At 70.4% G+C, this 23,451-nt stretch carries 21 protein-coding genes and 1 pseudogene; 13 read left to right on the forward strand and 9 right to left on the reverse strand.

Going from position 1 to position 23,451, the window contains the following annotated elements; all coding sequences use genetic code 11:
* Together ACWEOE_RS32635 and ACWEOE_RS32640 are read left to right on the forward strand one after the other, a co-directional pair.
* A pseudogene (locus ACWEOE_RS32635) lies at positions 1–100 on the forward strand (IS481 family transposase); the annotation flags it as partial.
* A gap of 259 nt (positions 101–359) precedes the next feature.
* Positions 360–1,520 (forward strand): MFS transporter, encoded by a 1,161-nt coding sequence (locus ACWEOE_RS32640; protein WP_452016141.1) that lies wholly within the window; start codon positions 360–362, stop codon positions 1,518–1,520.
* A 38-nt stretch (positions 1,521–1,558) separates the two neighbouring features.
* Here ACWEOE_RS32640 and ACWEOE_RS32645 read toward each other — a convergent pair whose 3' ends face one another.
* Positions 1,559–1,936: a hypothetical protein gene (locus ACWEOE_RS32645; RefSeq protein WP_452015995.1), complete on the reverse strand. Its 378-nt coding sequence runs from the start codon at positions 1,934–1,936 to the stop codon at positions 1,559–1,561.
* A 50-nt stretch (positions 1,937–1,986) separates the two neighbouring features.
* On the reverse strand, positions 1,987–3,177 hold the full coding sequence (locus ACWEOE_RS32650) for an RtcB family protein (RefSeq protein WP_452015997.1): 1,191 nt from the start codon (positions 3,175–3,177) through the stop codon (positions 1,987–1,989).
* Positions 3,178–3,424: 247 nt separating this feature from the next.
* Between ACWEOE_RS32650 and ACWEOE_RS32655 the strand changes: the two genes are divergently transcribed.
* From ACWEOE_RS32655 to ACWEOE_RS32670, 4 genes are read left to right on the forward strand one after another with little or no spacing between them, the layout of a single operon-like run.
* Entirely contained in the window at positions 3,425–4,897 is a 1,473-nt protein-coding gene (locus ACWEOE_RS32655; protein ID WP_452015999.1) for a M48 family metalloprotease, read from the forward strand.
* Positions 4,898–4,907: 10 nt separating this feature from the next.
* Positions 4,908–6,029, forward strand: a complete 1,122-nt coding sequence (locus ACWEOE_RS32660; protein WP_452016001.1) for a DUF4034 domain-containing protein — start codon at positions 4,908–4,910, stop codon at positions 6,027–6,029.
* 52 nt (positions 6,030–6,081) lie between these two features.
* A complete protein-coding gene (locus tag ACWEOE_RS32665; protein ID WP_452016003.1) occupies positions 6,082–7,395 on the forward strand; it encodes a hypothetical protein in 1,314 nt (437 codons plus the stop codon).
* The gene (locus ACWEOE_RS32670; RefSeq protein ID WP_452016005.1) at positions 7,392–8,882 is read left to right on the forward strand and encodes a M48 family metallopeptidase; all 1,491 of its coding nucleotides are present in this window, start codon (positions 7,392–7,394) and stop codon (positions 8,880–8,882) included. Before ACWEOE_RS32665 ends, ACWEOE_RS32670 begins: the two co-directional genes overlap by 4 nt.
* Positions 8,883–8,936: 54 nt before the next feature.
* Here the strand turns inward: ACWEOE_RS32670 and ACWEOE_RS32675 are convergent, their stop codons facing one another.
* Positions 8,937–9,977 carry an aspartate-semialdehyde dehydrogenase gene (locus tag ACWEOE_RS32675; protein ID WP_452016007.1) on the reverse strand — a complete coding sequence of 347 codons (1,041 nt, stop codon included), beginning with the start codon at positions 9,975–9,977 and terminating at the stop codon, positions 8,937–8,939.
* The gene (locus ACWEOE_RS32680) at positions 9,977–11,242 is read right to left on the reverse strand and encodes an aspartate kinase (protein WP_452016009.1); all 1,266 of its coding nucleotides are present in this window, start codon (positions 11,240–11,242) and stop codon (positions 9,977–9,979) included. The genes ACWEOE_RS32675 and ACWEOE_RS32680 overlap by 1 nt, the downstream gene beginning before the upstream one ends.
* A gap of 234 nt (positions 11,243–11,476) precedes the next feature.
* Between ACWEOE_RS32680 and ACWEOE_RS32685 the strand changes: the two genes are divergently transcribed.
* The gene (locus tag ACWEOE_RS32685; protein ID WP_452016011.1) at positions 11,477–12,082 is read left to right on the forward strand and encodes a nitroreductase family protein; all 606 of its coding nucleotides are present in this window, start codon (positions 11,477–11,479) and stop codon (positions 12,080–12,082) included.
* Between the two features lie 125 nt (positions 12,083–12,207).
* Complete coding sequence (locus tag ACWEOE_RS32690; protein WP_452016013.1) at positions 12,208–12,879, forward strand: hypothetical protein; 672 nt, start codon at positions 12,208–12,210, stop codon at positions 12,877–12,879.
* A gap of 42 nt (positions 12,880–12,921) precedes the next feature.
* Here ACWEOE_RS32690 and ACWEOE_RS32695 read toward each other — a convergent pair whose 3' ends face one another.
* On the reverse strand, positions 12,922–13,299 hold the full coding sequence (locus tag ACWEOE_RS32695; RefSeq protein WP_452016015.1) for a hypothetical protein: 378 nt from the start codon (positions 13,297–13,299) through the stop codon (positions 12,922–12,924).
* Positions 13,300–13,543: 244 nt separating this feature from the next.
* On the opposite strand from ACWEOE_RS32695, the gene leuA reads away from it, so the two are divergent.
* Positions 13,544–15,331 (forward strand): 2-isopropylmalate synthase, encoded by a 1,788-nt coding sequence (leuA, locus tag ACWEOE_RS32700; protein WP_452016017.1) that lies wholly within the window; start codon positions 13,544–13,546, stop codon positions 15,329–15,331.
* 10 nt (positions 15,332–15,341) lie between these two features.
* The gene (locus tag ACWEOE_RS32705; RefSeq protein ID WP_452016019.1) at positions 15,342–16,313 is read left to right on the forward strand and encodes a helix-turn-helix transcriptional regulator; all 972 of its coding nucleotides are present in this window, start codon (positions 15,342–15,344) and stop codon (positions 16,311–16,313) included.
* Positions 16,314–16,568: 255 nt separating this feature from the next.
* Here ACWEOE_RS32705 and ACWEOE_RS32710 read toward each other — a convergent pair whose 3' ends face one another.
* Positions 16,569–17,468 (reverse strand): SDR family oxidoreductase, encoded by a 900-nt coding sequence (locus ACWEOE_RS32710; protein ID WP_452016021.1) that lies wholly within the window; start codon positions 17,466–17,468, stop codon positions 16,569–16,571.
* 129 nt (positions 17,469–17,597) lie between these two features.
* On the opposite strand from ACWEOE_RS32710, the gene ACWEOE_RS32715 reads away from it, so the two are divergent.
* Positions 17,598–18,152 (forward strand): DedA family protein, encoded by a 555-nt coding sequence (locus ACWEOE_RS32715; protein WP_452016023.1) that lies wholly within the window; start codon positions 17,598–17,600, stop codon positions 18,150–18,152.
* A gap of 853 nt (positions 18,153–19,005) precedes the next feature.
* Here the strand turns inward: ACWEOE_RS32715 and ACWEOE_RS32720 are convergent.
* A complete protein-coding gene (locus ACWEOE_RS32720) occupies positions 19,006–19,920 on the reverse strand; it encodes a LysR family transcriptional regulator (protein WP_452016025.1) in 915 nt (304 codons plus the stop codon).
* A gap of 88 nt (positions 19,921–20,008) precedes the next feature.
* Here ACWEOE_RS32720 and ACWEOE_RS32725 point away from each other — a divergent pair, with 88 nt between their 5' ends.
* Positions 20,009–20,911, forward strand: a complete 903-nt coding sequence (locus tag ACWEOE_RS32725) for an EamA family transporter (protein ID WP_452016027.1) — start codon at positions 20,009–20,011, stop codon at positions 20,909–20,911.
* Here ACWEOE_RS32725 and ACWEOE_RS32730 read toward each other — a convergent pair.
* A complete protein-coding gene (locus tag ACWEOE_RS32730) occupies positions 20,908–22,050 on the reverse strand; it encodes an MFS transporter (RefSeq protein WP_452016029.1) in 1,143 nt (380 codons plus the stop codon). The two genes, ACWEOE_RS32725 and ACWEOE_RS32730, sit on opposite strands and share 4 nt — an antisense overlap.
* Before the next feature lie 90 nt (positions 22,051–22,140).
* Here ACWEOE_RS32730 and ACWEOE_RS32735 point away from each other — a divergent pair, with 90 nt between their 5' ends.
* Positions 22,141–22,713, forward strand: a complete 573-nt coding sequence (locus ACWEOE_RS32735) for a TetR/AcrR family transcriptional regulator (protein ID WP_452016031.1) — start codon at positions 22,141–22,143, stop codon at positions 22,711–22,713.
* Here ACWEOE_RS32735 and ACWEOE_RS32740 read toward each other — a convergent pair.
* A complete protein-coding gene (locus ACWEOE_RS32740; protein WP_452016033.1) occupies positions 22,710–23,351 on the reverse strand; it encodes a DedA family protein in 642 nt (213 codons plus the stop codon). The genes ACWEOE_RS32735 and ACWEOE_RS32740 overlap by 4 nt on opposite strands.
* Positions 23,352–23,451 lie beyond the last annotated feature (100 nt).

The following is a 23,451-nucleotide window of genomic DNA, read 5'->3' on the forward strand; positions in this document are numbered from 1 at the left end:
GCATTACAACTACCATCGACCACACACTGCCGCCGGAGATCAGCCACCAGCGTCGAGGCTCCGCACCGGCGTCACGAACGTCATGGCCTCATACAGCTAGCGCACGAATGCGCACTTCGCCGAGCGCCCGCAGGTGAGCGTGAAAATGCGCAAAAACATTCGTGAACTGTTTCGCTTCACAATTGCCGGTTGCGCCGATTCGACGCGGGCCGCACGCTCGGCGCCCTGGGCTGCCCGCGGGGTGTCATGAAGATCGCCCCAAAAGAAGTTGCACGCGCGTACCAGGATTTGCTCTCATGAGGTACGTGCCGTTCAAGCCGTACCGCCAGGTGCTGTCCCTGCCCCGAGTCCGCCCGTCGATGGCGCTGATGTTCTTCGCGCGCCTGCCGATGACCATGACCGGCGTCACGCTCACGCTGTACGTCGTCAGCAACCTCGGCCACGGCTACGGCGCGGCCGGCGTCGTCGGCGCCGCCACCACGCTGGGCATGGCCCTGGGCGCGCCGCTGCTCGGGCGCACGATCGACCGCTACGGCCTGCGTCCCGTGGTCGCCGTGTGCGGGGTCGCGTCGGCGGCGTTCTGGATCGCGGCGCCGCACCTGTCCTACGCGGTGCTGGTGGCGTGCGCGCTGCCCGCCGGGTTCCTGTCCGTGCCCGCGGGTTCGCTGGCGCGCCAGATCCTGGCCGCGCTCGTGCCCGCCGAACACCGGCGCGCGGCCTACTCGCTCGACACGATCCTCGTGGAAGCGTCGTTCATGATCGGCCCGGCGGCCGGCATCGCGGCGATCACGGCGCTGTCGGCCACGCTCACGCTCAGCGCGATCGGCGTGCTCTTCGGCGGCACGGCGCTGCTCATCTTCCTGCTCAACCCGCCGATCCGGAACGAGGACGAGCTCGCCCCCGTCGGCTCCGTGCGCCCGCCGCTGCGGTCGTGGCTCACGGGCCGGCTCCTCGCGACGCTCCTGGTCGCCGCGGGCGCGCTGTTCTGCCTGGTCGGCACGGAGGTCGCGACGCTGGCGGCCCTGCGCTCCCACGACGACGTCGGCTGGACGGGCCTGGTCATCGCGGTGATGTGCGCGGCGTCCATGGCCGGCGGAATCGTGCACGGCGCCGTGCGGAAGTCGTTGCCGCAGGGCGTGCTGATGCTGCTGCTCGCGGCGCTGGTGCTGCCGGTGGGGCTGGCGGACCAGCCGTGGTGGCTGCTGATGCTCGTGCTGATCCCGACCAACCTGCTCTGCGCCCCGACACTCGCCGCCACCACGGAGACCGTGAGTGCCCTCGCGCCCCCGGCCGTGCGCGGCGAGGCGATGGGGCTGCAGGACGCGTCGACCCGGCTCGGGCTGGCCCTGGGCAGCCCGGTGGTGGGCTTCGCGATCGACCACTCGAACCCGGCGTGGGGGTTTGTGACCGCGGGTGCCGGTGGTCTGGTGCTGGCGGCGGCGGGGCTCTTGTGGACACATCGACGGCGGACGTCGACTGCTGCGCCGGCGATGGCTGCGGCGGTTCAGGCGCGGCGCTGACCACACCCAAGCCGGTCGGCGAGGCTGAGACAGCGGGATCAGCTGCAGGCTTTGCGCAGAGCGTCCAGCTTCGCGACGTTGCGCTTCGCCCACGCGGCGACCACGCCGGCGTCCTGGATGTGTTCCTTCTGGACCTCGACGTAGGAGTCGGCCATGCCGAGCAGGGCGTTCTTCACGTCCTGTTCCTGCACGTCGGCGGCCAGGGCGCGGAGGCGTTGTTCCTTGTCCTGCGCGCGGGCCTTCAGTTTGTCGGGGTCGACCAGCGGGTTGAGGTCCGCCAGGCCGAGGGCCTGGGTGCACGCGCTGACCTTGTCGGCCGTCGAGTTCGCCGTGTCCACGGCCGTGCTGACCTGGTCGCAGCCGGCCAGCAACAACCCGGCGGCCGCCAGCGCGGCCACCGCTCCCCACCTCGTCATGCGCCCAGCGTAGCGGGCTCGCGGGGCCGAAACCGGCCCCGCGAGCACCTTCACCCCTTCACGCACACCACCTGTTTGAGGTGCGCCACGACCTCCACGAGGTCGGTCTGCGCCTCGATCACGGCGTCGATGTCCTTGTACGCCGCTGGGATCTCGTCGACCACGCCGGTGTCCTTGCGGCACTCGACGCCGTCGGTCTGGGCGGCGAGGTCCGCCGCGGTGAAGGTCTTGCGGGCCTTCGTCCGCGACATGCGCCGGCCGGCGCCGTGGGAGGCCGACTCGAACGAGTCCCGGTTGCCAAGCCCGCGCACGATGTACGAGCCGGTGCCCATGCTGCCCGGGATGATCCCGAGGTCACCCGCGCCGGCCCGGATCGCGCCCTTGCGGGTCACGAGCAGGTCGACGCCGTCGTAGGTCTCCTCGGCGACGTAGTTGTGGTGGCAGCTGATCGCGTCGTCGAACGTGGTGCCCGGGATGACCTCGGCGACGGCGAGCTTCACCAGCGCCACCATCGTCGCCCGGTTGCGCGCCGCGTAGTCCTGCGCCCAGAACAGGTCACGCCGGTAGGCCGCCATCTCGGGCGTGCCCGCGACGAACACCGCGAGGTCGCGATCGGGCAGGTCGGCGTTGTGCGGCAGCTTGCGCGCCACGGCCATGTGCCGCTCCGCGAGCTCCTTGCCGATGTTGCGCGAACCCGAATGCAGCATCACCCACACCCGGCCCTCGTCCTCGCCGCCCTGCTCGAGGCAGACCTCGATGAAGTGGTTCCCGCCCCCGAGGCTGCCGACCTGCCGCGCCGCGCGGTCGTGCAGGCCCTGCACGCCCTCGTGGAGCTCGCCGAACGACTTCCAGAACGTGTCCCAGCCGCTGACGCCGTGGACCTTCGCCGGGTTCACGGGCGTCTTGTGCAGCCCGAAGCCCACCGGCACGGCCGACTCGATCCGCCGCCGCAGCCGCCCGAGGTCCTCAGGCAGGTCGGCCGCGGTCAGCGACGTGCGCACCGCGCTCATCCCGCACCCGATGTCGACACCGACCGCCGCCGGGGACACCGCGTCACGCATGGCGATGACACTGCCCACCGTGGCGCCCTTGCCGTAGTGGACGTCCGGCATCACCGCGACGCCGTGCACCCAAGGCAGATTGGCGACGTTGTGCAGCTGGCGCATGGCTGGTTCCTCGACCGACGTGGGGTCGGCCCACATCCGAATCGGAACGCGGGCACCGTCTACCGCCGTGTACATGACTTTCCTTTCCTGGCTGGATTTCTCGGTGAAGCATCCCCCGGGGGCCGACGAGCCGACAACGGATTTTCCCACGGACGGTGTCTGAAGTGGACATCCACAGTCCAGCCCGAATCGTTCGGTTTGCCGGTTTCCTCCGGCCGGCAACCGATTCGTGAGCGAAACGAAATCGAGGTTCCCGCCGATATCGGGCACGATGATCGAGCCCGGCGCTCAAGGCGCCGCTCTGGGAGGATTCCGCTTTTCCATGAAAAACTCACTGCGGGCGTTGCTCGCTGTCGTCTTGCTGGCCGGGTTCCCGGTGCTCGTGCTGGCGATCATCGCCGCGCTCGTGGCGCTCGAGATCTACGCGATCCAGGACCGCCCGGCCATCGGCCTGCGGCTCGCGATCATCGCCGTGCCGGTCGTTTACGTGCTGCTGCAAGCCCTTTTCACCCTTGAACGCACCACCGACGACGAGATCTCGGGCCGGCCGGCGACGCCCGAGGCGCAGCCGGAGCTGTGGGCACTGGTCCGCGAGCTCGCCGACGCCGTGGGCACGCGGGCGCCGGACGAGATCTACCTGGTGCCGCACGTCAACGCGGGCGTCGAGGAGCGCACGCGGTGGCTCGGCCTGCAGGTGACCCGTCGCCGGCTGTACATCGGCGCGCAATTGTTCGCCGGGCTCCGGACCGACCAGTTCCGTTCGGTGCTGGGACACGAACTCGCGCACTACAGCAACCGCGACACCCGCTTCGCCGACGTGACCTACCGGGGCAGGCAGACGATCGGTCGAGTCGTGAACGGACTGAACGGCAGCACCTGGTTCGGCCGAATGCTGCGAGTCCTGTTCCACGCCTACGCCAAGCTCTACTTCGTCGTGTCGATGCGGGTGAGCCGTGACCACGAGCTCGCCGCCGACGCCGCGGCCGCACGGGTCGCGGGCACGGCCGCGGCGACCAGCGCGTTGCGTGAGGTGGAGGCGCTGGACGTCGTGTGGCGGTATTTCTTGAACACCTACGCGACGATGGGCTGGAAGGCGGGCTACCTGCCCGCCCGGCTCGCCGAGGGGTACGGGCACCTGCTGGCCGACAACAGCCGCGCCGAGGAGATCGACGAGGTGCGGCGCAACCCGCCTGAGCACAAGACGTCCCCGTACGACAGCCACCCGGCCACGCTCGAACGCATCGCGGTGCTCGAAGCAGGACCCGTCGTGCCGGTGACCGAGGGCGGCGAACGGCCGGCTGCCGAAATCCTTCGTGATGCCACCAAGACGCTCGACGCCACCCTGCTCACAGGTCTGTCCGCCGAGGCCCGCCGGAAGAAGCCGGTCGACTGGGAGACTCTCGTCGACACCTCCGTCCGGCACCGGTTCGGCGAGGACGCGGGGAAGGTCCTGAGGGGACGATCGCTTGAGGACCTGCTCGACCTCGTCGACTCCGGAAAGCTCGAAGAGCTGGCCGATCCCGACCTGAAGGTGCCCGCGGGCGCCGGCGCGCGGGCCCGACGCGAGCTGCTCGGCGATTCCGCCCGCAGACGACTGTCCACTGTGGTCATCTCGAACCTGGCGACCGCGGGGCACGCGAAGTGGACGCTGTCGTGGTCCGGGCCGGCCGAGCAGAAGCTGGCCGCGCCGTACGACGAAGCACTCGAACCGGCGCTCGACGCCGCTGTCGCCGGCGACACCACCGGGCTGCGGGCCCTGCTGCCCGCCGCCGATCCCGACCCGATCCACTCCTGAGAGGAAATCCATGGGACTCGTAAGCCTGTTGTTCAACCCGAGACGCCGGAAGACGGCGCTGGCGCTGGCCAAGGCCGCGCGCGAACGCGGGATGAACGTCGCCCAGTTCACTGCTTCGCTGAGCCGCGAGGACCTGGCGCGGTACGTCGCGCCGGACAAGAAAGCGCCGAAGGTCGAGGTGCCGGACGTGACGAAGTTCGGCTTGCCGGCGGACGCCGAGATCACAACCGAGCCGTTCGTCGCCGACCGCGAGATCGACGAGGCCGAGCGGGCCTTCGTCACCGGCAACTGGAAGCCGGCGGCCCAGCTGCTCTCCGAGATCGGCACCGGCTGGGACCGGCGCGTCGCGCTCGTGCGCCGCCTCGGTGAGGCCGTTGCGAACGACGAGATCGGATTGGACGGCTGGCGCACCGAACGACCGGGCGATCCGGACGCGGCCGCCGTCAACGCCGAGAGCCTGGTGTGCCTGGCCTGGCAGGTCCGCAGCTCGCTGGGCGCCGAACACGTGAGCCGCGAGCAGTTCCAGAAGTTCTTCGCCATCCTCAAGTCCGCTGAGCCCGCGGCCCGCGAGGCGGCGGAGCTGGCGCCCGACGACCCCACGCCGTGGGTGACGATGCTGGCGGTCGCTCGCGGTCTGCAGTACGACAACGACGCGTTCGGCGAGGTGTGGAACGAATTGGTCGCCCGCGATCCGGCGCACCTGCCCGCGCACAGCTCCGCGTTGCAGTACTGGTGCGAGAAGTGGTTCGGGTCGCACGAGCTGATGTGGGCGTTCGCCGAGGCGGGCGCGGCGAAACACCCGAAGCTGGCGCGGCTACCGCTGGTCGCGGCACACGAGGCGGAATACCGCGGGGTCAAGGGTGCGTGGCAGAACCCGCTGGTCGCGTCGGCCATCGATCGGCTGCTGCCCTGGCTCGACGGTGAGGGCCGCGACGCGCCGGGCACGGCGACGAGCCGGGCGTACGCCGCACGGGCGCTGGTGGAGCTCGGGCGCGGCAAGGAGGCCGTGGAGCAGTTCCGGCACCTCGGCGTGCACGCGGACGAACTTGTCTGGGCGTACGGGAACAAGGGCCGGATCGTCGAGTTCAAGCGGGTCCGGCACCTGGCCTGCCGGCTCGCCGAGAAGTCCTGACCCACCCGTCCGAATGCCGCGACTCGAAGCGAGAACGCGCAAGGTGCTCGCGGTGGGGCTTCTGGCCGCACTGCCGGTGCTGGTCGCTCTGGTCCCGGCGGCCGTCGTCGCCGGCGCCGCCCTCCTGATGTTCCACGGCGACCTGCGGTTGGTCGGCATGGTCCCGGCGGTCGCGCTCACCACGGTGGCGTCCCTGCGGTCGGTGCTGGCGCTCGACCGGGCGCCGGCGATGCCGGGTGCGCGGGTGCCCGTGACGCCGGCGCAGCAGCCGTGGTTGTGGGCGCTCGCGCGTGAGGCCGCGGCTGAAGCCGGGACGTTCGCGCCCGGCCGGGTTCTGCTCGTGTCGGAGCCGGTGGCCGGGGTCGTCGATCACACGCGGTGGTTCGGGCTGCGCTCCACCGGCCGTTCGCTGGTCGTCGGCGCACCGGTGTTCCTCGGCTTCAGCCGGGGTGAGCTGCGGGCCGCGCTGGTCCGGTCCTTCGCGGTGCACGCGCACGTCGGGCTGGACGCGATCGTGCAGCGTGGCGCCGGCTCCATGCTGCGCGTGCCCGAGGCGCTGGAGCACCCGGGGCTCCATTGGTTCACCGCACCGCTGCTGCGGGCCCTTGCGAACGCTTATCTGGCGTTGGTCACCTCGTCGTACGGCCCTCCGGAGCCGACGACGTTGGAAGCACTGGCCACCGTTCGCGAAGCGTGGCAGTTCTATATGGACAACTTCGTCACGATGGCGTGGCACCACGGTTACCTGCCTGCTCGGCTCGCCGCCGGCTTCCGCCGTTTCCTCGGCGAAGTGCCCACAGTGGACAGTCGCGCTGAGCTGCTGCTGCTCGACCACGAAACGACGGTCGACACCGTCCTGTTCGCCGGTCTGCCGCCCGATGCGCCGACGAAACTCGCCGACTGGGACACCGTCGCCGACGCGGCCGCGCGCGGCGTCTCGCGGGAGCGGGCTGCGCAGATCCGCGAGTTCCGCTCCCTGCCCCGGATCCTCGACGGTCTCGACGCACACGGGCTCGCGGAGATCGCCGACCCCGGCCTGACCTCACCGCAGCCGGGTGACCCGCCGGCGGTCGCCGAGGCGTGGCGGAGGTCGGCGCGCCACCGGTTGTCGGTGGCCGTCACCGCCGAGCTGGCCGCGGCCGGGCGCGCCCGCTGGCGGATGTCCTGGACAGGCCCGCCGGAACTGGTCGTGGAGGAGCAGGCGGCCGTGGCGAGCGCGCTGGACGCGGCGTGCGCCGAGATCCCCGACACCACCGCGTTGCGGGAGCTGCTGGCGGCGTCGGAAACGTCTTCGCCGCCGGGAACGATCTCCGGCACGATGAGCGCGACGCGTGGGCGTCGGCCTGGGGAGGTTCTGCCGGAATGAAGACATCACCGCGCGCGCTGGCCGCGATCGCGTTGCTCGCGGGGTTCCCACTGCTGGTCCTGCTGCTCGTGGCCGGGATCGTCATCGTCGAGGTCTACGCGCTGTTCCACTCGCCGATCTGGGCGCTGGCCTTCGGCATCATCGCCGTGCCGAGCCTGGGGGTGCTGCTGCGCACCGTGCTCGTCCTCGGCCGGGCGCCCCACGGGGAACCCGGCCTGCGCGTGACGCCCGAGGAGCAGCCCGAGCTGTGGCGCCTCGTGCGCGAGTTCGCGGCGGAAATCGGCACGCGGGCGCCCGACGAGATCTTCCTGACCGCCGACGCGAACGCCGGTGTGCTGGACAAACGCCGGCTCTTCCGGCCTTCGCGCCGGCAGCTGCTGCTCGGCGCCCTGTTGCTCAGCGCGTTCCGGCTCGATCAACTCCGCGCCGTGCTGGCACACGAGCTCACCCACTACGACCAGGAGCAGTGGCTCTCGGCCGCCTCCTACCGCTGGCACCGGTCATTGACCCGGACCGTGGCCGGACTGGACCACGCACGGGGCCTCGACTGGTTCGTCCGGCCGCTGCTGCAGAGCTACGCGAAGCTGTACCTCTCCCTTTCGGCGCGGGTCCGCCGCGACGCGGAGTTCGCCGCCGACCTCGGTTCCGTGCGCCTCGCCGGCACGTCGGCCGCGGTGAGCGCACTGCGTGAGGTGCAAGGGCTCGACGAGGCCTGGCACTTCTTCCTCAGGGCCTACGCCACCGAGGGCTGGGCCGCCGGGTACTTCCCGGCGCGGCTCGCCGAGGGGTACCGCGCGCTGCTGGCCGACGACTGGCGGCAGCGGGAGATCGCCGACGTGCGCAAGACACTGGCGAAGCGCAAGACCGGCCGTTTCGACCGCCATCCGGCCGTGCCCGAGCGCATCGCCGCGCTCGAAGCGGCTCCCGCCGTGCCGCCGCCGGCCGGCGGCGAAGGTCCCGCCTACGAAATCCTGCGTGACGCCGAGGAAACGCTCGACGCCGCGTTGCTCACCGGTCTGATCGACGAGGTCGGCACCAAAGAACGCACCGACTGGGACACCCTGGCCGACCTCGGCGCCCGCTACTCGGCGCTCGAAGCCGCACTGGGTGTGCTGGGCGGAAAAACGCTCGGTGACGCGCTCGACATGATCGACGCCGGTGAAGCCGGCCCGCTCGCTCGTCCCGGTACCGCCCCGCCGGCCGGCGCGGCGCCCGAGGTGCGCCGGGCGATCATCGGCGCCGCGATCCGGCCGCGGTTGTCCCGGGTGATCACGGCAGCGCTCGCCGACGCCGGCGTGGTGCGCTGGCGCGTGTCGTGGTCCGGACCGGCCGATCTCGTCGTCGGCGGACCGGGCAAGGAGGTCGTGTCGGCGGCACTCGACGCCGCTTGCGGCGCCGACCCGGACACCACGGCGTTGCGGGCGCTGCTCAAGGAAGCGGAGGTCCCGCTGGACTTCCGGCCGTCGCGCAGCACCGCCCTCAGCTGAAAACGCGACCGGCCGCCTTTCCCGGAACACGGGAAAGGCGGCCGGAACGGGAAATCAGCGGTTGCCCGCCACCAGCTCCGCGATCTGCACCGCGTTCAGCGCCGCCCCCTTGCGGAGGTTGTCCGCGGCCACGAACAGGGCCAGGCCGCGACCGTCGGGCACGCCCGGGTCGGTGCGGATGCGGCCGACGAAGCTCGGGTCCTTACCCGCGGCCTGCAGCGGCGTCGGGACGTCGGAGAGCTGCACGCCGGGCGCCCGCGAAAGCAGTTCCGTGGCGCGCTCCGGCGAGATCGGCGAGGCGAACTCGACGTTGATCGACAGCGCGTGGCCCGAGAACACCGGCACGCGCACGCACGTACCCGACACGAGCAGGTCCGGAATGCTGAGGATCTTGCGGCTTTCGTTGCGCAGCTTCTGTTCTTCGTCGGTCTCGAAGGTGCCGTCGTCGACGACCGAGCCGGCCATCGGCAGCACGTTGAACGCGATGGGCGCCACGTACTTGGCCGGGGCCGGGAACTCGACGGCGGAACCGTCGTGGGTCAGCGCGGCCGCGCGGGAGGCGACGGCGTTGACCTGGGCGGCCAGCTCGTCGACGCCGGCGAGGCCGCTGCCCGACACCGCCTGGTAGGTGCTCGTGATCAAGCGCAGCAGGCCGGCTCCGTCGTGCAGCGGCTTGAGCACCGGCATGGCCGCCATGGTGGTGCAGTTGGGGTTCGCGATGATCCCCTTGCGCGCCTCCTTGATGGCTTCCGGGTTCACCTCGCTCACGACCAGCGGCACGTCGGGATCGCGGCGGAAGGCCGACGAGTTGTCGATCACCGTCACGCCGGCGGCGGAGAATCGAGCCGCCTGCGCACGCGAAGTCGAGGCACCCGCGGAAAACAGCGCGACGTCCAAACCGGACGGATCCGCGATGGCGGCGTCCTCGACCGTGATTTCCTCGCCCCGCCAAGGCAGCTTGGTCCCGGCCGAGCGCGAAGACGCGAAGTAGCGCATCTCGTCCACCGGGAAGTTGCGCTCCTCCAGCAGCTTCCGCATCACAGCGCCGACCTGGCCGGTCGCCCCGACCACCCCGACGCGCAGCCCGTTCGCCATCAGCGACCACTCCCCGCGTAGACGACGGCTTCTTCATCGCCGCCGAGTTCGAACGCCTCGTGGATCGCGCGCACGGCCTCGTCGAGCTGCGCGTCGCGGATCAGCACCGAAATGCGGATCTCCGAGGTGTTGATGATCTCGATGTTCACGCCCGACTGCGCGAGCGCCTCGCAGAACGTCGCCGTGACACCGGGGTGCGAGCGCATCCCCGCGCCGACGAGCGAGACCTTGCCGACGTGGTCGTCGTAGAGCACGGTCTCGAACCCGATCTCGGCCTTGACCTTCTCGAGCTCCTGCACGGCCTTGGCGCCGTTGGCCTTCGACAGCGTGAACGTGATGTCCGTGCGCCCCGAAACGGTGCTCGACACGTTCTGCAGCACCATGTCGATGTCGATCTCCGCGTCGGCGATCACGCGGAAGATCCGTGCGGCCGCGCCGGTGTGGTCCGGCACGCCGGTGACCGTGATCTTGGCCTCCGAACGGTCGTGTGCCACACCGGTGATCAGCGCTTGTTCCACGGGGATCTCCTCGATTGACCCGGTCACGGTGGTGCCCGGTTTGTCGCTGTAGGAAGAGCGGACTCGGATCGGCACGCCGTAGCGGCGCGCGTACTCGACCGAACGCAGGTGCAGGATCTTCGAACCGCTCGCGGCGAGCTCCAGCATCTCCTCGTACGGGATCGTGTCGAGTTTCCGCGCGTCCGGCACGATCCGCGGGTCGGCGGAGTACACACCGTCCACATCGGAATAGATCTCGCACACATCGGCGCCCAGCGCCGCGGCGAGCGCGACGGCGGTGGTGTCGGAGCCGCCGCGGCCGAGCGTCGTGATGTCCTTGGTGTCCTGGGAAACGCCCTGGAACCCGGCCACGAGCGCGATGTAGCCCTGCTCCAGCGCTTCCGTGACGCGGCTCGGCGTGACGTCGATGATGCGCGCGTTGCCGTGCACCGACGTCGTGACGACCCCGGCCTGCGAACCGGTGAACGACCACGCCTCGGCGCCGTGCGCGGAAATCGCCATCGCGACCAGCGCGTTCGAGATGCGCTCACCGGCCGTGAGCAGCATGTCCATCTCCCGCTCCGGCGGCGCGGGGTTCACCTGCTGCGCCAGGTCGAGCAGCTCGTCGGTGGTGTCACCCATCGCCGAGCACACCACCACGACGTCGTTGCCCGCCTTCTTGGTGGCGACGATGCGTTCGGCGACGCGCTTGATCCGGTCGGCACTTTCCAGCGACGATCCGCCGTACTTCTGGACCACGAGGGCCACAGCCCGAACCTCCTTGACGGGCCGGGTCTGCTCCTGGTGGGCACCGAGGAGCCCCCGCGTCCCTTCACTTGGCGGGAACTCTACCGGGGCCGAGGGCCCTCGCCACTCAATCGAGTGGCGGCGCACACCGGACGAGGGTCTGCTGGAAGTAAATCTTCCTTAACACCACCGAAATGTTCGAAGCCCTTCCTCCGGAGTGATGGAGAGCACTCCTGCCGTACTACGGTTCGGGACGTGCGCAAACCCGCCGAGACGAGTGTCCCCGTGAGCAAGGCCGTCGCCGAGCGCTGGAGCCCCCGCGCCTTCGACGCGACGGCCGAGGTGTCCCCGCGTGAACTGACGACGCTGCTGGAGGCCGCGCGCTGGGCGCCGTCCTTCGGCAACACCCAGCCCGCGCGCTACGTCGTCGGCCGCCGCGGCGACCCGACGTTCGCCCGGATCCTGGCCGCGCTGAACTCGGGAAACCAGGCTTGGGCGTTCCGCGCGGGGGCGCTGCTCGTGGGCGTGGCGGTGACCACGAACGAGAAGGGCGAGGTCCCGTACGCGGAGTACGGCCTCGGCCTGGCGACCGAGAACCTGGTGCTGCAGGCGGTGGAGCTGGGCTTGATCGCCCACCAGATGGCGGGCTTCTCCGCCGACTCGGTCCGTTCGGCGTTCGCGCTGCCGGGCGACGCCGTGCCGCTCGTGGCCATCGCCGTCGGGCACCCCGCCGAGGCCGCCGTGCTGGAAGACGAGCGGCGGATCGAGCGGGAGCTCAAGCCGAGGCAGCGGATCCCGCTCGGGGAGTTCGCATTCACCGGTGAATGGGGCACGCCCGCGCTGACCGACTTGCCGGATTGATCCACCGCACGACTGATCGCATTCACTTCGCACCGCTAAGTAATGTCGTTCGGCCGGGGAACCGCTGGTCGGGGCACCGCATCGAAGCCGGCAACACACTGGGTGGACACGAGGAGAGAACGACCATGCGTAGTCGTGTGCTGGCAGTCCTGGGGGCCTCGGCGGCGGTGCTGGCCCTGGCCGGCTGTTCGAGTGAGATGAGTGGCACGCCTTCGGCCACCGGCGGCGCCCCCGCGCAGCAAAGCCAGGCCCCGAGCAGCAGCGCGCCCGAGACGAGCAGCTCCGCGCCTTCGACCGGCACGTCGTCAACGGTGAGCTTCACGCCGCAGGGCACCAAGCTGAAGCTGGGTGAGAAGGCGATCGTGCCGTTCAAGTCCGAGGGCAGGACGGGTGCGATCGGCGTCACGGTGACGGCGATCGACAAGGGCACCGAGGCGGACCTCGCGCCGCTGCAGCTGGGCGACCGGGCGAAGGGCATGACGCCGTTCTACGTGCGCGTCACCGTCTCGAACGAGAGCGGCACCGACTTCTCCTACACGTCGCTGGGCCTGATGAACGGCATCTTCCCCGACGGCGACCAGGCGCAGGGCGTGTCGGTGATCGGCACGTTCGACAAGTGCGACAGCGGCGACGCGGGCAAGGCCTTCACCACGAAGGGAGCCACGTTCCAGAGCTGCGACATCTCGGTCGCGCCGGCCGGCGGGGCGGTGACCGGCGCGTCGTACAACGAGGCCGACTACAAGGACCAGGCGCCGAACACCGACTACGGCACCGACCCGATCACCTGGCAGTCCTGAAGCCGGACAGTGCGGGCCGTCCGCGTGCGGGACGGTCCGCACTCAAGAAATGCCGCCGCCGATGCGCCGGAGGATCTTCGCGACGATCCCGGACACCACGAGCCAGAAGATCGCCGCGATGCCGTAGTTGACCAGCACCCTGAGTTTCGCGTCACTCGGGGTGAAGAGGTCCTTGAAGCCGATGGACAGGCCGTCGGCCCAGCTTCGGACGAACGAGACGATTCCGTTGTCCGGATTGGCCTCCCCGACCACGAAGATCACGTGCAGCACGAGGATCGCGGCGAAGATCAGCCCGACCCAGCGCACCAGCGTGGCCAAGAAGGAAAACGCCTGCTCACGGGTGCGCCGCCAGTCGATCTCGGCGCGCTTCGGCCGCGACTCGGTTTCCGCGTCGGATGCCTGTTCGGCGTGCTCGCCCATGCCCGGCAGTCTGGCACGTCACACTGTCAGCCGCTACCCGCTGGTAACACCCGGTGGACACCGGACGTAACAGTTCGATCGCGGAGGTGACTTCACAACCGTGGCGGTCCGTGGTTAAGGTGGCTGGGTGGCGCGTGCTCTCCTGCTTCGCTGCCGCGACGGGGCCTGACCAGACCGGCTCCTCGTCGCGGGGCTTTGTGGTGCCGGTCGTAAGCACCCACCTCGTCAGGAGACGTCTCTACCCATGAGCACGACCGACCCCCGCACGAACACTTCCCGCGTTCGCACGCCCTCGCGCCCGGCGCCCGAGGGGCAGCCGAAGTGGAACCCCCAGCGCAACACCTCGATGCCGGTCCACCGCTACAAGCCGTGGTACGAGCTGATCGAGAACATCGACCTGCCCGACCGCACCTGGCCGAACAAGCGCATCGAGCGCGCGCCGCTGTGGTGCGCGGTGGACCTGCGTGACGGCAACCAGGCCCTGATCGACCCGATGTCGCCGGCGCGCAAGCGCAAGTTCTTCGACCTGCTGGTGCGCATGGGTTACAAGGAGATCGAGGTCGGTTTCCCGGCGGCTTCGCAGACGGACTTCGACTTCGTCCGCGAGATCATCGACGAGGGCGCGATCCCCGACGACGTGAGCATCCAGGTGCTCACGCAGTGCCGTCCCGAGCTGATCGAGCGCACGTTCAAGTCGCTCGAAGGCGCACCGCGCGCGATCGTGCACATCTACAACTCGACGTCGATCCTGCAGCGGCGTGTGGTGTTCCGCGAGGAGCGCGAGGGCATCAAGAAGATCGCGACGCAGGGCGCGGAAATGGTCCTGGAGCTGGCCGCGAAGCAGCCGGACACCGACTTCCGCTTCCAGTACTCGCCCGAGTCCTACACCGGCACCGAGCTGTCGTACGCGCTCGAGGTGTGCAACGCCGTGACCGAGATCTGGCAGCCGACGCCGGAGAAGCCGGTGATCCTGAACCTGCCGGCCACCGTCGAGATGGCGACGCCGAACGTCTACGCCGACTCGATCGAGTGGATGAGCCGCAACCTGGCCCGCCGGGACTCGGTGATCCTGTCGCTGCACCCGCACAACGACCGCGGCACCGGCATCGCCGCGGCCGAGCTGGGGTACCAGGCCGGCGCCGACCGCATCGAGGGCTGTCTGTTCGGCAACGGCGAGCGCACCGGCAACGTCGACCTCGTCGCGCTGGGCATGAACCTGTTCAGCCAGGGTGTGGACCCGCAGATCGACTTCTCCGACATCGACGAGATCAAGCGCACCGTCGAGTACTGCAACCAGCTGCCCGTGGCCGAGCGCACGCCGTGGGGCGGCGACCTGGTGTTCACCGCGTTCTCCGGCAGCCACCAGGACGCGATCAACAAGGGTCTCGACGCGCTGAAGGACGCCGCCGACAAGGCGGGCGTGCCGGTCGAGGACTACCCGTGGGAGGTCCCGTACCTGCCGATCGACCCGAAGGACGTCGGCCGCACGTACGAGGCCGTGATCCGCGTGAACTCGCAGTCGGGCAAGGGCGGCGTGGCCTACATCATGAAGGCCGAGCACCAGCTCGACCTGCCGCGCCGGCTGCAGATCGAGTTCTCGAAGGTGGTCCAGGCCTACACCGACACCGAGGGCGGCGAGGTCGACCCGGCGACGATGTGGAACGCGTTCTCGAAGGAGTACCTCGAGCCGCGCACCCCGCTGGAGCTGGTGCGCCAGCGCGTGACCGACAACGGCGGCGGCGAGTACGACATCGAAGCCACAGTGACCGTCGAAGGCGACGAGCACGACATCACCGGCCGCGGCAACGGCCCCATCGCAGCCTTCTTCGACGCCCTGTCCACCGTCGGCTTCGACCTGCGGCTCCTGGACTACAGCGAACACACCCTGACCCCGGGCGACGACTCGCGCGCGGCGTCGTACATCGAGTGCGCGATCTCCGACCGCGTGTTCTGGGGTGTGGGCATCGACCCGTCGATCGTCACGTCGTCGCTGCGCGCCGTGGTGAGCGCGGTCAACCGCGCCAACCGCTGATGTCGTTGGGATGAAAGCGGAGAGGCTGGTCGCGCTGCTGTTCACCCTGCAGCGCCGCCGCAGCGCGACCGCCTCTTCGCTGGCCGCCGAGCTGGGCGTATCGGAACGCACGATGCACCGGGACCTCGCGGCCCTGCGCGACGCGGGCGTTCCACTGTGGACGGAGCCGGGACGCCACGGTGGCGTGCGGCTGGTCGAGGGCTGGAAGGCCGGGCTCGAGGGGCTGACGGCGCGGGAAGCCGTGGCGTTGTTCGCGTTAGGGGCGCCGGAAGCGCTGGCGGGCCTCGGTCTCGACACGGCCGGCAGCGCCGCGCGCGCGAAGGTGTCGGCCGGCATGCCTTCGCAACTGCGCGACCACGCGACGCTGGTGGCCGGCCGGTTCCACCTCGATGCACCTGGGTGGTTCGGGGCCGCTGACCAGCCTCCTGCGCTGGCTTCGGTCTCCCGCGCGGTCTGGGCCCAGCGCCGGCTCGCGATTTCCTACCGGCGCAAGGACGGGACGGTCGCTTTCCGTGAGCTGGAGCCGCTCGGGCTCGTGCTGAAGGCGGGCGTGTGGTACCTCGTCGCCGGGGTGGGCGGTGGTTATCGCACCTATCGGGTGTCCCGGATCGAGCAGGCTGAGGAGCTTGCGTCATTCTCGCGTCCGGCTGACTTCGACCTGCCGGCTTGGTGGCGCACGTCGTCGGCGACGTTCGAGCAGGTGGCGCGCCCGTTGCGGGTCCGGGTGCGGCTGAGTCCTGTCGCTGTTCGGGGCCTGCGGCGAGTTTTCGGTGGTGAGCACCTGGCGGACACGGTGGTGTCGTCGGGCGAGCCGGAGGCGGACGGGTGGGTGTCGGCGGATCTCGCGCTGGAAGGTGAGGAGATCGGGTTGGGGCAGCTGGTGGCGTTGAGTCCGGGGGTGGAGGTTGTTGAGCCTCTGGATTTGCGTGCGGCATTGGCGGGGATCGGTGCTGAGATGGCTGCGCGAAACGCTCAGCGGTAGGCGGCCCTGGCAGCAGCAATCCCGTCTGGCAGCAACCCCGTCTGGCAGCAACCCCGTCTGGCAGCAACCCCGTCTGGCAGCAACCCCGTCTGGCAGCAACCCCCGCCCTTCCAAAGGGAGCGTGCCCATGTCCATTCTATCGGCCACCCCCGACAATCTATCGGCCACCCCCGACAAAACCCCGCGACAAAGCCGCCGAGGCCGAAGTTGTCCACAACTCCGCGTGCCTGTGGACAACTCCGGCCAAATCAGCGCTCAGCGATAACCCGTGGTATCAGCCGGTTTTCCGACGTCCACCACCTCCTCCAGGTACCGCCACGCATCCGGCCGACTGCCGTCCACGTCGTCCACCGCGTAGGCCTGTGCGAGTTGTCCGCTGCTCACCGTCTGGCCGCTCCAGCGTGAGCGGTCCGGATCCGCCGCCAACGCCACGATCGTGCGGCCGCAGAACGTCGGCGATTCCGAGATCTCGAAGTGCGGCACCCGTGCACAAGCATCGCGCCAGTTGGACTCCGCGACGCCGTAGATCTCCAGCATCGCCTCGGACCGCAGGTACCCAGGGGTGAAGGCGACGGCCGTGGCACCGAAGGGAGCCAGCTCAGCAGCCTCCCCGATCGCCAGGGGATGGGCGGCGGCCTTGGCCAGGTAGAACGGCAGCGAAGTGCCTTCGCGGTACTTAGCGTTGTACGAAGCGGTGCCGTCGGTCAGCTCCACCACCAAGCCGCCCGGTTGGCGGATGAGCAGCGGCAGCAGGAAGTGGCTCGTGATCAGGTGCGCGTCGATCCCCAGGCGGATCATGCGCAGGCTCGCCTCCAGCGAGTGCTCCCACACCGGCTTGCCCCACTCCAGGTGGCGGTCGCCGCCCCAGAGGCCGTCGACGAGGATGTCGAGGCGCTCGAGCCGGGCGGCCAGCGCGGCGACCTCGGCGGGCACCAGGTGGTCCACGCGCATGGCCTCGCCGCGGCCGCCCGCCTGTTCCACCAGCGAAACGGTCTCCTCGATCGTCTCCGGACGGTCCACTTCGGACCGTCCCGCGCGCGTCGAGCGGCCGGTGACGTAGACGAACGCGCCCGCACGCCCCAGTTCCACGGCGATCGCGCGGCTCGCCCCGCGCGTGCCGCCCGCGACGAGGGCGACTCTTCCCGAAAGGTTCATGCCGATGACCTTGGCGGGCAACCATGACAGCTGCTGTCATGGTTCGCGGAAGCTGTGTACGGCCTGTGGCTTGCTGTGAGTACACGGTGAACGGGACTCATCCGCCCGCGCACGGCGGTTAATGGAGAAATGGACGCAACGACAGCAGGGCTCGTCGTGCTGTTCGTCGTCTCGCTGGTGCCCCTGCTGCCCACCGAGGTGACGATCCTCGGCATGGGCATCGCGGCGGCGCAGGGCGGGACGTCGCTGGCCGTGGTGATCACGGTCGCCACCGCCGGCTGCCTCCTGTCCGACCAGGTCTTGTACGCCCTGGGCCGCTTCGGCGGCGCGCGCGTGCTGGAGCGCCTCGGCCGCCGACGCAAGATGGCGGCCGGCCTGGCCTGGCTCGACGGTCGCCTGCAGCGCCACCCGCGGCCCATCCTGGTCCTCGCCCGCTGGCTCCCCTCGGGCGGCACGGTCGGTTCGCTGCTCGCCGGTTCCCTGCGCTGGCCGATGGGGGAGTTCTTCCCGGCATCGGCGATCGGCGGCGCGCTGTGGGTGTCATACGTCGCCTTCCTCGGCTACGCGGGCGGCGAACTGATCGACGAACCGCTGGTCAGCATGCTGCTCTCCTTCGGCGTCGCAACACTGCTGGGCGTGGCGATCACCTTCGGCGTCCGCCGCGGCGCACGCAGCCGGAGCTGACTCCGCAGGTCGACAACGCTGCTTTCGTTCGGCGCCGCCGCCACCACCAGCCCGGCCCGGCTACGAGCACCTGCTTCACCGCAAGGATCACGACACACGCTGCACCCGCCGCGCTCTCACCGCCGACCCGCCGGTCACCGGCGCCGCAACACTGCTCGTCGTGGCGATCACCTTCGTCGTCCGCAGCAGCAGCCGACGCCGCAGGTCGACAACGCTGCATCCGTTCAACGCCGCCGCCACCACCAGCCCGGCCCGGCTACGAGCACCTGCTTCACCGCAAGGATCACGACACACGCTGCACCCGCCGCGCTCTCACCGCCGACCCGCCGGTCACCGGCGCCGCAACGCCGCGGGCCGCTGATCGGCAGCGCTGCTTTCGTTCGGCGCCGCCGCAGCCGCCACGACCAGCATGGCTCGGCTACGAGCACTTGCCCTGTTGCGACGACCGCGACACGCGCTGCACCGGCTCCGCTCTCACCGCCGACCCGCCGACCCGCCGACCCGCCGGCCACCGGCGCAGCGACGCTGCTGGCCGCTGATCGGCAGCGCTGCTGCCGTTCAACGCCGCCGCCCACGACCAGCTTGGCTCGGCTGCGAGCACCCACCTCGCTGCAAGGACCGCGACACGCCCCGCACCCGCAGCTCAGCAGCGCTCGCGCCGAAGCCGAACCGCCGCACCAACGAGACCGAAGCTTCCCCGGGGTGACGGGACCACGCAGACTCAACGCGAGCCTCAACCGGCCTCACGCTCGCCTGCCTCGCCGACAGGACCACGACGAGCGCCGTGCAAGCGGAGGCCTCCCCGACAACCCTCTGACCAGCACCTGCTCGCCACCAACACCAAGCGCGAACGCTAACCCGCCCGATCCGTCAACACCGCCACCTCCGCTCGCAGCTCCGCGATCACCGTCGCCACCGCCGGGCGGGACAACGCACCGCGCCGGCACACCACCTCCACCAGGCGCGCGGCCCGGATGCCGGCCAGTGGGCGCCCGACCAGGCCGCTGCCGCGGCGGGTGTCCATGGTGTGGCGGGGCAGGAGGGCGATGCCGTGGCCCGCGGCGACGAGGCGTTCGGTGATGCGGAAGTCGTTGATGCGCTGGACGATCTGCGGCCGCATCCCCGTGCGGACGGTGAGCGAGCGCAGCACGTCGTCGACGGGGAAGCCGTGGTCGACGGAGATCCAGCGTTCGTCGGCGAGGTCGGCGAGGTCCACGCGGCGCCGGCGGGCCAGGGGGTGGCCGGCGGGCAGGGCGACGTCGAGGGGCTCGCGCAGCAGGGGTACGACCTCGAGCCGATCGGACGAGAACTCGCCGGCGTGCTCGTCGCGGTGGGTCACGACGACGTCGTAGTCCGCGACCAGGCCGGGCACGTCGGAAGGCGTCATGTCGACATCGCGGACGTCCACCTCGAGGCCGTCGTACGCGGCGACGCGGGTGAGCAAGCCGGGCAGCAGCATCAGGCCCGCCGACTGGAAGATCGCGATGCGGACGCGGCCGCGCGGGGCGCTGCGGTACGTGTCGAGCTCGGATTCCGCGCGGTCCAGTGCGGCGAGCACCTCGTCGGCGCGGGCGACGAGCGCGCGGCCGGCGTCGGTGAGCCGCAGGCCGCGGCCGTCGGGCTCGGTGAGGGGCAGACCGACCTCCGACTGGAGGGCGCGCAGCTGCTGGGACACCGCTGAAGGGGTGCAGTGCAGGGCCCTGGCCGCGGCCGTGACGCTGCCGCGGTCCGCGAACTCCCGCAAGGTCCGGAGTCTGCCGAGGTCCACGATATGCAGTTTATGTGAAGCCGCACTAAACAGTCAGTGCAATTATTCTCGCTGGTCCTTCACGATTTCGATCTGCACAGTGGAGGTCATGCCCGCACGTGACCGTCTCCTCGCCGTGCTCGTCGCCGTGTTGTGGGGGTGCAACTTCCTCGCCATCCACGCCGCACTGGGCCACTTCCCGCCGATGTTCGCCGGTGCGCTGCGGTTCGCGCTCATCGCGATCCCGACGATCCTGTTCGTGCCGTGGCCGAAGGTGAAGCTGCGTTACCTGCTGGGCTACGGTCTCGGGTTCGGCACCGGCCAGTTCGCGTTCCTGTTCGTGGCCATGGACATCGGCATGCCGACGGGGCTGGCGTCGCTGGTGCTGCAGGCGTCCGCGCCGTTCACGGTCCTGCTCGGCGCCGTGCTGCTGCGCGAACGCGTGTCCGGGCGGCAGCTCGCCGGCATCCTGCTGGCCGTGGCCGGCATGACGGCCATCGCCTGGCAGCAATCGGCCCACGCCGCGCTGCTGCCGGTGATCCTGACCTTGCTCGGTGCGCTGAGCTGGGCGTTCGGCAACCTGGCGATGCGCCGCGCGACGCCCGACAACCCGGTGCACTTCATGCTGTGGATGTCCGTGGTGCCGCCACTGCCGATGCTCGCGTTGTCGGCCATCTTCGAAGGCCCGACGGCCGGCTGGCACTCTCTCACCACGCTCGGCTCCACCGAAGGCCTGGTCGCCGTCGCGGGCATGGCCTACGTCGTCATCTTCGGCACGGTCGTCGGCAGCGGGATCTGGACCACTCTGATGAAGCACCACCCGGCCGGTGTCGTCGCGCCGTTCTCGCTGCTCGTGCCGGTGGTTGGGCTCACCGCGTCGTACTTCGTGCTCGACGAGGTGCCCACGGTACTCGAGATCGTCGCCGCGGTCGTGGTCATCGGCGGGGTGCTGCTGGGTTCGCTCAGGCGCAAACCCACCCTGACGCCCGACGAGGAACTGCTGCCGGCCTAAGCGACCCGACCGGGCGGCGCCAGCCGGTCGTCGAGCTGGCTCCACGCCGCGAGGGCCACCAGGCCGGCCAGACCGAACACGGCGGGCAGCCCGATCCCGGCCGCCGCCGCCCCGGCCAGGGGTGACGCCGCGGTCTGCCCCACACCGAGGCCGACGAACGACCAGGTGACGCCCCGGGCCGGGCTCCCGGGAAGCAGGCGGTCGGCCCAGAGGATGCACAGCCCGGTCAGCGCCATGTACGTGGAGCCGAACAGCGCACTCGAGACCAGCGCCCCGGGCACTGGGAGGTCCGGCAGCGCGAGCAACGCGATCCCGGCCGCCGCGAGCGTCCAGGTGCCGAGGTTCGCGGCGCGCAGCCCGAAGCGTTCGGCGGCGTGGCCGGCCAGTCCGCCGATCAGTCCGGCCACGCCGATCGTGAACCAGCACCAGGTCACCGCGGCCCCGCTGAGGCCCGCCGCGGTGAGGCGGGAGCTGGAAAACGTCCAGTACGGCGCACTCGTCATCCCGATCAGCACCGAGTTGGCCACGAGGGGGCCCAGCCCACGAACGGCACCCGAGGGCACCGGACTCTCGGCACGCGGCAAGGTCCGCCACGCGAGCAGCGTCATCACCACGGCGAGCCCGGCGAACGCCGCCCAGATCAGTGGCCAGCCGAGCGCCAGCAGCGGGGTGAAGGCCGACGCCGCCAGCCCGAGGCCGGTGCCGGTGTTCGCCCAGGTCTGCGCGCGGACCCTGCGGCGCACGCCGACCGTTTCCCCGATCAGCTGCGCGACGCCGGGCGAGACCAGGCCCGCACTGGCGCCCGCGATCACGATCCCGGCGCCGAACAGGACCACGTTCGCCGCGGCGGCCATGAGCCCGAGCCCCACCGCGGCCGACGCCGCGGCCAGCACGACGGTGCCGCGCGGCGACCTCGAGGCCGTCCACAGGGTCACCAGTAGCCCGGCGCCATAGCCCGCGGTGGACAGGCCGCCGAGCACGCCGACACCGACCGTCGTGAGCCCGAACGTCTCGCCGAACCGCGGCACGAACAGCCCGTAGGCATACCGCGCGAACCCGTAGCAGAGGGCGATCACGCCCGCGCCGATCGCGGCGGTGGACACCCAGCGCCCGGTCGTCTCCTCGCTGATCCGCACCATTGCCGACACTAAACAGACAGGTCTGTCTGGTGTCAACCGATGCTAGGCTGTGCCCTGCTCAGCGCAGAGACAGAACAGTCTGGAGAAGCAGTGGTTCGGACCCGGCCCGGCGACGCCGCAGCCAAGGTGCTCGAGGCCGCGTCGGCGTTGTTCTACCGCGAAGGCATTCACGCCGTCGGCGTCGACACCGTGGTGGCCGAAGCGGGTGTCACGAAGGCGGCCCTCTACGGCAACTTCGGCTCGAAGAGCCGCCTCGTCGTCGCCTACCTGCGAGAACGGGACCGGCGGTGGCAGGAGGAGATCGACCGGATCACCGCCGCGCACATCGATCCGGTGGCGCGGGTGCTGGCCGTGTTCGACGCCTACGAAGCCTGGTTCTCACGCGACAGCTACCGCGGCTGCGGCTTCCTCAACGCCACTTCGGAGTTCCCCGATCCGGCCGACCCGGTGCGCGAGGTCGTGCGCCACCACAAGACCGCGTTGCACGGCTACCTGCTGAACCAGCTCCGGCACAGCCGGCCGAAGCGGGCGGAAACCCTGGCCGACGAGCTGATGCTCCTGCTGGAGGGCGCCGCGGTCACGTCGGTGGTCACCCAGGGCGCCGAGCCGTTCCGCACGGCGAAGCGGCTCGCGGCCACGTTGACCGCGCCGGAAACGCCTTAGGCGACCGCGTCGTCCTTCTGCTCGGCCGCGTCCGGGTGGTTGCGCGACATGCGCTTCTTCAGCACCAGCGTCACGATCACGCCGATGACCAGCGCGGCGCCGAGGCCCGCCCACTGGAAGCCCTTGAGCCACTTGTCCGCGACCACACCCAGGTAGTAGATCAACGCGGTGGTGCCACCGGCCCAGACGATGCCACCCAGGGCGTTCGCGACGAGGAAGCGCGGGTAGTGCATGTTGAGCGAGCCCGCCAGTGGCCCGGCGAGGATGCGCAGCACCGCGACGAAGCGGCCGAAGAAAACGGCCCACATGCCGCGTTTGTGGAACATCCGTTCCGCGTTGGCTATGTGCGCCGGCCCGAAGTGCTTGGGGAACTTCCTGCCCGCCCAGTCGAAGAGGCGTTTACCGCCCTTGCGCCCGATGAGGTAGCCGATGCTGTCGCCGATGATGGCGCCGGCGCTGGCGAGGATGCCGATCCACAGCGGGCTGAGGCCACCGTGCGACGAAGCCAGCAGAGCCGCACTCACGAGCACGATCTCACCGGGCAGAGGGATCCCGAGGCTCTCGATCATCACGACGAAACCCACGAGGAGATAGACCGACAGCGGAGGAATCGCCTCCAGCACGTGGTCGATGTTCACTACGCCTACCCCCCGTGGCTTGCCGGTTTCGTCTGCCCCAGCAGCGTACCGGGGCCCTGGTGCGCGGGCGTCACCCTTCAGTCGGGGGTGGGGTCCGACT

The sequence above is a fragment of the Amycolatopsis sp. NPDC004368 genome (assembly GCF_053602515.1).

Excerpts from the sequence above, each read along its gene's own strand:
- ACWEOE_RS32640 (WP_452016141.1), top strand. The coding sequence starts at position 360 with ATGGCGCTGATGTTCTTCGCGCGCCTGCCGATGACCATGACCGGCGTC.
- ACWEOE_RS32645 (WP_452015995.1), bottom strand. The coding sequence starts at position 1,936 with ATGACGAGGTGGGGAGCGGTGGCCGCGCTGGCGGCCGCCGGGTTGTTG.
- ACWEOE_RS32650 (WP_452015997.1), bottom strand. The coding sequence starts at position 3,177 with ATGTACACGGCGGTAGACGGTGCCCGCGTTCCGATTCGGATGTGGGCC.
- ACWEOE_RS32655 (WP_452015999.1), top strand. The coding sequence starts at position 3,425 with ATGAAAAACTCACTGCGGGCGTTGCTCGCTGTCGTCTTGCTGGCCGGG.
- ACWEOE_RS32660 (WP_452016001.1), top strand. The coding sequence starts at position 4,908 with ATGGGACTCGTAAGCCTGTTGTTCAACCCGAGACGCCGGAAGACGGCG.
- ACWEOE_RS32670 (WP_452016005.1), top strand. The coding sequence starts at position 7,392 with ATGAAGACATCACCGCGCGCGCTGGCCGCGATCGCGTTGCTCGCGGGG.
- ACWEOE_RS32675 (WP_452016007.1), bottom strand. The coding sequence starts at position 9,977 with ATGGCGAACGGGCTGCGCGTCGGGGTGGTCGGGGCGACCGGCCAGGTC.
- ACWEOE_RS32690 (WP_452016013.1), top strand. The coding sequence starts at position 12,208 with ATGCGTAGTCGTGTGCTGGCAGTCCTGGGGGCCTCGGCGGCGGTGCTG.
- ACWEOE_RS32695 (WP_452016015.1), bottom strand. The coding sequence starts at position 13,299 with ATGGGCGAGCACGCCGAACAGGCATCCGACGCGGAAACCGAGTCGCGG.
- leuA (WP_452016017.1), top strand. The coding sequence starts at position 13,544 with ATGAGCACGACCGACCCCCGCACGAACACTTCCCGCGTTCGCACGCCC.
- ACWEOE_RS32705 (WP_452016019.1), top strand. The coding sequence starts at position 15,342 with ATGAAAGCGGAGAGGCTGGTCGCGCTGCTGTTCACCCTGCAGCGCCGC.
- ACWEOE_RS32710 (WP_452016021.1), bottom strand. The coding sequence starts at position 17,468 with ATGAACCTTTCGGGAAGAGTCGCCCTCGTCGCGGGCGGCACGCGCGGG.
- ACWEOE_RS32715 (WP_452016023.1), top strand. The coding sequence starts at position 17,598 with ATGGACGCAACGACAGCAGGGCTCGTCGTGCTGTTCGTCGTCTCGCTG.
- ACWEOE_RS32725 (WP_452016027.1), top strand. The coding sequence starts at position 20,009 with ATGCCCGCACGTGACCGTCTCCTCGCCGTGCTCGTCGCCGTGTTGTGG.
- ACWEOE_RS32730 (WP_452016029.1), bottom strand. The coding sequence starts at position 22,050 with ATGGTGCGGATCAGCGAGGAGACGACCGGGCGCTGGGTGTCCACCGCC.